This is a genomic window from Streptococcus pluranimalium (genome assembly GCF_047785745.1).
GTDB classification, from domain to species: Bacteria; Bacillota; Bacilli; order Lactobacillales; family Streptococcaceae; genus Streptococcus; species Streptococcus pluranimalium_B.
In genome coordinates this window covers 1-5,942 of sequence record NZ_JBLOJT010000104.1, presented here as the reverse complement: position 1 = coordinate 5,942, position 5,942 = coordinate 1, and the positions used below count along the sequence as shown (strand labels likewise).

The following is a 5,942-nucleotide window of genomic DNA, read 5'->3' as shown; positions in this document are numbered from 1 at the left end:
GGTCATATGGGGCTTTTTTTACACTTAAAAAGGCTCCATAATCTTCATAGGGGATTTACCCACTACAGAAATTATAGAACCTTTTTTCATGTAGTCAAAAAGCCCTGTAACATCTGCAGAGGATTTACCTACTACAGTCTTATAGAGCCTTTTTGAGTCTAGTTTCTCTTATTAAGTAAGTGAACTAGTCTTTTCATCTACTTGAATACTGATAGCATTATAAATAGCTATAGAATTTAAATAGTATTTCTTTCTTGGATTGCCTATTTTTGAGGTAAAAGATTTTAGACTTCGGGATAAAACATATTTTCATATATCACTTTATAATAGTAGCTAATTCAACTGATTTTCTTATTTTTAAAGACCAAATATTTACTAATGATGTAATTGACAATAACGATGCTGACCTGTGCAATGAGTGATTCAATCAAGTTGACTTTAGCTAAATCATGATTGACGAATTGTCCGATAAGATTTGGGAATTGCTCTACTAAGGTAAAAGCTAATACTAAATCAATCAGTAGTGTAAAAAGCCTAGCTCCAGCAAAGGTTACTAAACGTTTCCGCCAACCAGCTTTCTCTTGTTTGAAAACAAGACTGTCATTAGTGAAAAAAGCAAATAAAATAGCAATAGTGTTAGCAATAACTGCAGATAGAGTTGCTTGTTGGCTAAGTGAAAACACAATAGTTCTGACAACCAAGTAGACAAGTGTTGTTAGGGCGCCGAAGATGAGGTAAGAAATCACTTCATTGTTGAGTAATTTTTTGATAGTTTTCACTTTAATCCTCCGTGGTATCAATGGCATCGATGATTTCTTGAAAAATTTGGTCATTTTCTTCTAAGCTGTAGGAATTTGCACCACTGGCTAGAGGATGACCGCCTCCATCATGTTTTTGAGCAATAGTGTTAATGACAACACCTTTACTACGCATACGAACGCGATATGACTTGCCGTCAGCTTGTTGGACAAAAATGGCCCACGCTTTGATACTATCAATTTTACCGGGAGTTCCAACAATGGCAGAGGATTCTGCTTCGGTAACATTGAATGTTTGGAGGATCTCTTGTGTCAGTGTAACTCGTGCAGCACCGTTTTCTGAAACCTCTAAGTTATCAAAAACGTATCCTTGAAGTTTAGCAATTTTAAAAGGAAATGAATCCATTTGTCTAGCCATAGCAGCAAAATCCACATGGAACTCTCTAAGTTCGGCTGCAATGCGCATGGTCTTAGCGCTAGTAGTTGGGTAAAGGAAACGGCCAGTATCTCCAACGATGCCGGAATATAGTAGACGAGCAGCTTCGTCGGTTACTATTAATCTGGTTTCAAGAGCAAATTCAGTAATGATTTCGCTGGCACTAGAAGCTTTAGTATCAACATAAGATAAATCACCGTAGACATCTTCATCGGGATGATGGTCGATTTTAATCAAAGAGGCTCCTTCTTGGTATCGCTGATCGTCAATACGGGGTTGATTAGCAGTGTCTGTAACAATCACCAAAGCTCCGTTATAAGATTCGTCTGTGACCTTATCCATTTCTGCCATCCAAGATAAAGTGGGTTCATCAATACCTGCGGCTAAGACTGTTTTTTCTGGGAAGTTATGGCGAAGGATTTCTCGAAGACCTAATTGTGAACCAAGAGCATCAGGATCAGGTCTTTGATGACGATGGATAATAATGGTTTGGTAATTTTTGATAGTTGATAAAATAGTTTGAAACATTCTTATTTTTCCTTTGATTTTAATAACATGTCAGTATGAGGAATGCCATCTTCTAAGTAGGAATCTGACGTTTTTACAAATCCAAAACGTTCGTAAAAAGCACATAAATAGCTTTGAGCTTGAGCAAAGATATCCCTATCTGGAAATTCAGAATGACAAACCTCGATAGCTTTGGCGACTAATTGATATCCTAGGCCTTGCCCGCGATAAGATTTTGCAACCAAAACACGACCTAACTTGCTGATGTTTTCATCTGGAATTAGGCGACAGTAAGCTTTAATTTGGCCACTACCATCTAATTTAAAAAGATGGAGAGCTACTTTATCAGCTTGGTCAATTTCGGGATAAGCACAAGCTTGTTCTACAACAAAAACATCAATCCGTGTTTTATAGAGTTGGAATAATTCTTGAGTACTTAATTGTTTAAATGTTTTGGCTTGCCACATCGCTTCGAAGACCTCCTTGCTTGTATTAATCCATTATAACATGAAAAAAGAATTGAGCCTAAACCCAATTCTTCATAGTTTTATTTAGCTAATGGCTTATAGTCAACTTCAAGACCACGTTGAACAGCGGGGCGTTGAGTAATTTTCTCAGCCCATTTTAAAACATTTGGATAAGAAGTGACGTCTAAAAAGACATCAGAACCATCATAGAGTTTACCATCTACGAGGCGGCCATACCAAGACCAGATGGCAATATCAGCAATAGTATAGTCATCGCCAGCGATATATGATTTCTTAGCCAATTCTTTATCTAGTAAATCAAGTTGGCGTTTGGCTTCCATGGTATAGCGGTCAATAGCATACTCGATTTTTTCTGGCGCATAGTGGAAGAAGTGTCCAAAACCGCCTCCAAGAAATGGTGCAGCACCTGTCTGCCAGAAGAGCCAGTTGAGAACCTCATTGCGTTCTTGGTGTGATTGAGGTATCAACTCTCCGAATTTTTCAGCCAAGTAAAGCAAAATATTAGCTGATTCGAAGACCTTGATTTCTTTCTCTCCGGTCACATCCACCATAGCAGGGATTTTAGAGTTGGGATTGATAGCTACAAAGTCAGAACCGAATTGATTTCCTGATGAGATATCGATTTTGAACAAGTCATAATCCACATCAACCCCGAGTTCTTTTAATTCTTCAAACATGACAGTAACCTTAATACCGTTTGGTGTCCCTAAAGAATAAACTTGGAAAGTTTTTTCGCCACGAGGAAGTTTTTGATCAAAACGACTACCAGCATTCGGACGGTTAAGTCCTGTGTATTCTTCTGGATCTTGCCAGACTTTTGGTAATTGATAATCAGCCATAAATGTTACCTCCTTATACTCATTGAAAATCAAAATCTGATATTGTCAAGTTTATCTTGATGAACTTTAGTTCTAGCTACGACGTTTTTTCTAGTCAGATTTTGATTTTCTTCGAGTATTATTTTGTTGATTAAAGACTAGCAGATTTAAAAAGCAATTTCAAGGATTTGCCCTTGGAATTCAAATAGATTTGCGAGTCAGTTAAAAAATATGATACAATAATCGATGATATAATGACACGGAGGAAATTATGGCCTTAGCAAAAGTGGTTTATGCCAGCATGACAGGTAATAATGAGGAATTAGCAGATATTATTACCAATAAATTAGAAGAATTGGGACACACGGTCGAAATGGAAGAGTGTACCATGGTTGAAGCTAGTGATTTTGAAGATGCGGACATCTGTATCGTTGTGACTTACACTTATGATGACGGTGAACTGCCAGATGAAATCGTTGATTTCTATGAAGAATTAGCCGACCTTGATTTGTCAGGAAAAGTTTATGGATGTGCAGGTTCAGGGGATACTTTTTATGATGACTTCTGTACCTGTGTCGATGACTTCGACAAACAGTTTGCGCTTACTGGTGCGACAAAAGGAGCAGAGTCTGTTAAGGTAGACTTGGCTGCCGATGATGAAGATATTGAAAACTTGGAACGTTTTGCAGAAGAACTGTCTGCGCGTGTAAGCTAAGACATAACTGGGAATGATTGTCTCCCTAGGGAAACCTAAACCGCTGAAAAGCTGATGACGTCTACGCTTTTTTGTCGTAGCCTCATTGGCTTTTTTCGTGGTACTGAGAAAGGAATCATATGAAATTACAAGACCGTTTGTATCGACAGTTGCTCAGCCTAGAAGTCGCTGCCATTATAATTGGCTTATCTGCTGGTGTCTTAGATGCCCTTTTTGGGAGAGTGCTCCTCTTTGTTTCGGGCATACGCACGCAATTTACTTACTGGACCATCCCCTTTTTAGGTTTAGCAGGTTTGTTGATCGTATTTCTATATCAGCGATATGGTGGCGAGAGTATTAAAGGGATGGGTTTAGTGTTTGAAGTCGGACAAGGACAGCGTCAACAAATCCCTAAACGCCTTATGCCCCTAGTGATAGTAACCACTTGGTTAACACATCTTTTCGGAGGATCAGCAGGTCGAGAAGGTGTAGCTGTCCAGTTAGGTGCGGCTATCGGAACAAACTTAACAGCCTTCCGTTTTCTAAAAAAATATAGTAAAGAACTGTTAGTCATTGGTATGGCAGCAGGATTTAGCGGTCTTTTTGAGACACCGATGGCCGCAACCTTTTTTGCTCTTGAGGTTTTAGTCATTGGAAAATTAAGCTTTCATCTTTTTCTGCCAGCCTTTACCGCAGCTTTTATAGCCAGTCAGACGAGCCATTTTTTAGGTTTGGAAAAATTCAGTCATGAGATCTCTAGCAATCTACAGCTGGATTTTCTGACAGTTGGAAAATTACTCCTTGCAGGTTTCTGCTTCGCTTTTGCTGGGAAACTATTTGCCATTTGCTTACAATTTCTTAAAGCCAGATTGACCAAGATAGTCCCTAATCCTTATGTCAAAATTGCCTTTGGTGGTTTGGTCATGGCTCTTATCTTTCTAAGTCTAGAGAATGGACGCTATTCAGGATTAGGGACGAATCTTATTGATACTAGTTTTCTAGGGGGTGATATTTACGCTTATGATTGGCTATTAAAGCTATTTTTAACGGTTATCACTATTTCGATAGGTTTTCAAGGAGGAGAAGTAACACCTCTGTTCTCCATTGGGGCAAGTTTAGGAGTCGTTTTAGCCCCCTTCTTTGGCTTACCTATTGACTTATTAGCAGCTCTTGGCTATGTTGCAGTTTTTGCTAGTGCGACCAATACTCTCTTTGGACCACTTTTAATCATGGGAGAAGTTTTTGGTTTTACCAATACACCTTATGCCTTTATCGTCTTAGTTATGGTTAGCTGTCTACAATTCTTACCCTCAATTTACCAACTTCAGAAACATTCCATAGCAGAACGGCCCAAAAGCTAAATTCTCAAAGCAAGTTCTAGCTCCCACCAAACTGGAATTTACTCTGAGAAATTTAGTAAACTAAATAGAATTTAGTCTCAGACTAAGTTCTTTTTTCATAGGCCTGATAAGAGCAAGGGTAAGGTAGCTTGTGATGACGATTTTTGAGCATACTAAAAGCCAAAAAACAGATGATTACCTAGCATGATACTTTACAAATGAGGTGATAAATGTTATGATAACTTTTGTGTGTAATGGACGCACGAAATACGGCTAATCCGCTGAGACAAGTACTTACGATTAGTAAGATAAGGAGAATAAAAATGAATCCATTAATCCAAAGTTTGACTGAAAGTCAACTTCGTACTGATATCCCTGAGTTCCGTGCTGGTGACACTGTTCGTGTACACGCGAAAGTTGTCGAAGGTAACCGTGAACGTGTTCAGATCTTTGAGGGTGTTGTTATTTCACGTAAAGGTCAAGGGATTTCAGAAATGTATACTGTTCGTAAAATCTCTGGAGGTATCGGGGTAGAACGTACTTTCCCAATCCACACACCACGTGTTGAAAAAATCGAAGTGACTCGTCATGGTCGCGTTCGTCGTGCTAAACTTTACTATCTACGCGCATTGCAAGGTAAAGCTGCACGTATCAAAGAAATCCGTCGTTAATTTTAGGTATATACTAATTAACTCAGATTTCAACTCTTCTCTTTGGGGAAGAGTTTTTTTATCCCAAAACAAAAGAGAGACAATAGGGTTCTTCGTCAACTGTAGTGGGTGACTTATAATTAACATCTAGAGAGAATCGTTCCGGTTCTCTCTTTTTGAGTGTTTAAAGCGATGAGTATTTTGGTTTTAAAGTTTTTGAATTTCTTAAAGCCAAAAGCTTGGCGTTTGAT

General features: G+C 38.6%; 7 protein-coding genes and 1 riboswitch. Of the genes, 3 read left to right on the top strand and 4 right to left on the bottom strand.

Translation table 11 applies throughout. The features are described from left to right. Nucleotides 1–338: 338 nt before the first annotated feature. From ACMZ6U_RS08895 to yghU, 4 genes are all read right to left on the bottom strand, one after another. A complete protein-coding gene (locus ACMZ6U_RS08895) occupies nt 339–806 on the bottom strand; it encodes a GtrA family protein (protein ID WP_416108039.1) in 468 nt (155 codons plus the stop codon). Beyond that, nucleotides 781–1,722, bottom strand: a complete 942-nt coding sequence (locus ACMZ6U_RS08890; protein ID WP_416108037.1) for a DHH family phosphoesterase — start codon at nt 1,720–1,722, stop codon at nt 781–783. The genes ACMZ6U_RS08895 and ACMZ6U_RS08890 overlap by 26 nt, the downstream gene beginning before the upstream one ends. 2 nt (nt 1,723–1,724) lie before the next feature. Next, nucleotides 1,725–2,168, bottom strand: a complete 444-nt coding sequence (locus ACMZ6U_RS08885) for a GNAT family N-acetyltransferase (protein WP_416108035.1) — start codon at nt 2,166–2,168, stop codon at nt 1,725–1,727. 80 nt (nt 2,169–2,248) lie between these two features. Further along, nucleotides 2,249–3,028 carry a glutathione-dependent disulfide-bond oxidoreductase gene (gene yghU / locus ACMZ6U_RS08880; RefSeq protein ID WP_416108033.1) on the bottom strand — a complete coding sequence of 260 codons (780 nt, stop codon included), beginning with the start codon at nt 3,026–3,028 and terminating at the stop codon, nt 2,249–2,251. A gap of 250 nt (nt 3,029–3,278) precedes the next feature. Here yghU and ACMZ6U_RS08875 point away from each other — a divergent pair, with 250 nt between their 5' ends. From ACMZ6U_RS08875 to rplS, 3 genes are all read left to right on the top strand, one after another. After that, complete coding sequence (locus tag ACMZ6U_RS08875) at nt 3,279–3,722, top strand: flavodoxin (RefSeq protein WP_115129932.1); 444 nt, start codon at nt 3,279–3,281, stop codon at nt 3,720–3,722. Next, a riboswitch (Fluoride riboswitch) is annotated at nt 3,723–3,793 on the top strand. Nucleotides 3,794–3,841: 48 nt separating this feature from the next. Next, nucleotides 3,842–5,062: a chloride channel protein gene (locus ACMZ6U_RS08870; protein ID WP_416108031.1), complete on the top strand. Its 1,221-nt coding sequence runs from the start codon at nt 3,842–3,844 to the stop codon at nt 5,060–5,062. A 302-nt stretch (nt 5,063–5,364) separates the two neighbouring features. Then, on the top strand, nt 5,365–5,712 hold the full coding sequence (gene rplS, locus ACMZ6U_RS08865) for a 50S ribosomal protein L19 (RefSeq protein ID WP_018380965.1): 348 nt from the start codon (nt 5,365–5,367) through the stop codon (nt 5,710–5,712). Nucleotides 5,713–5,942 lie beyond the last annotated feature (230 nt).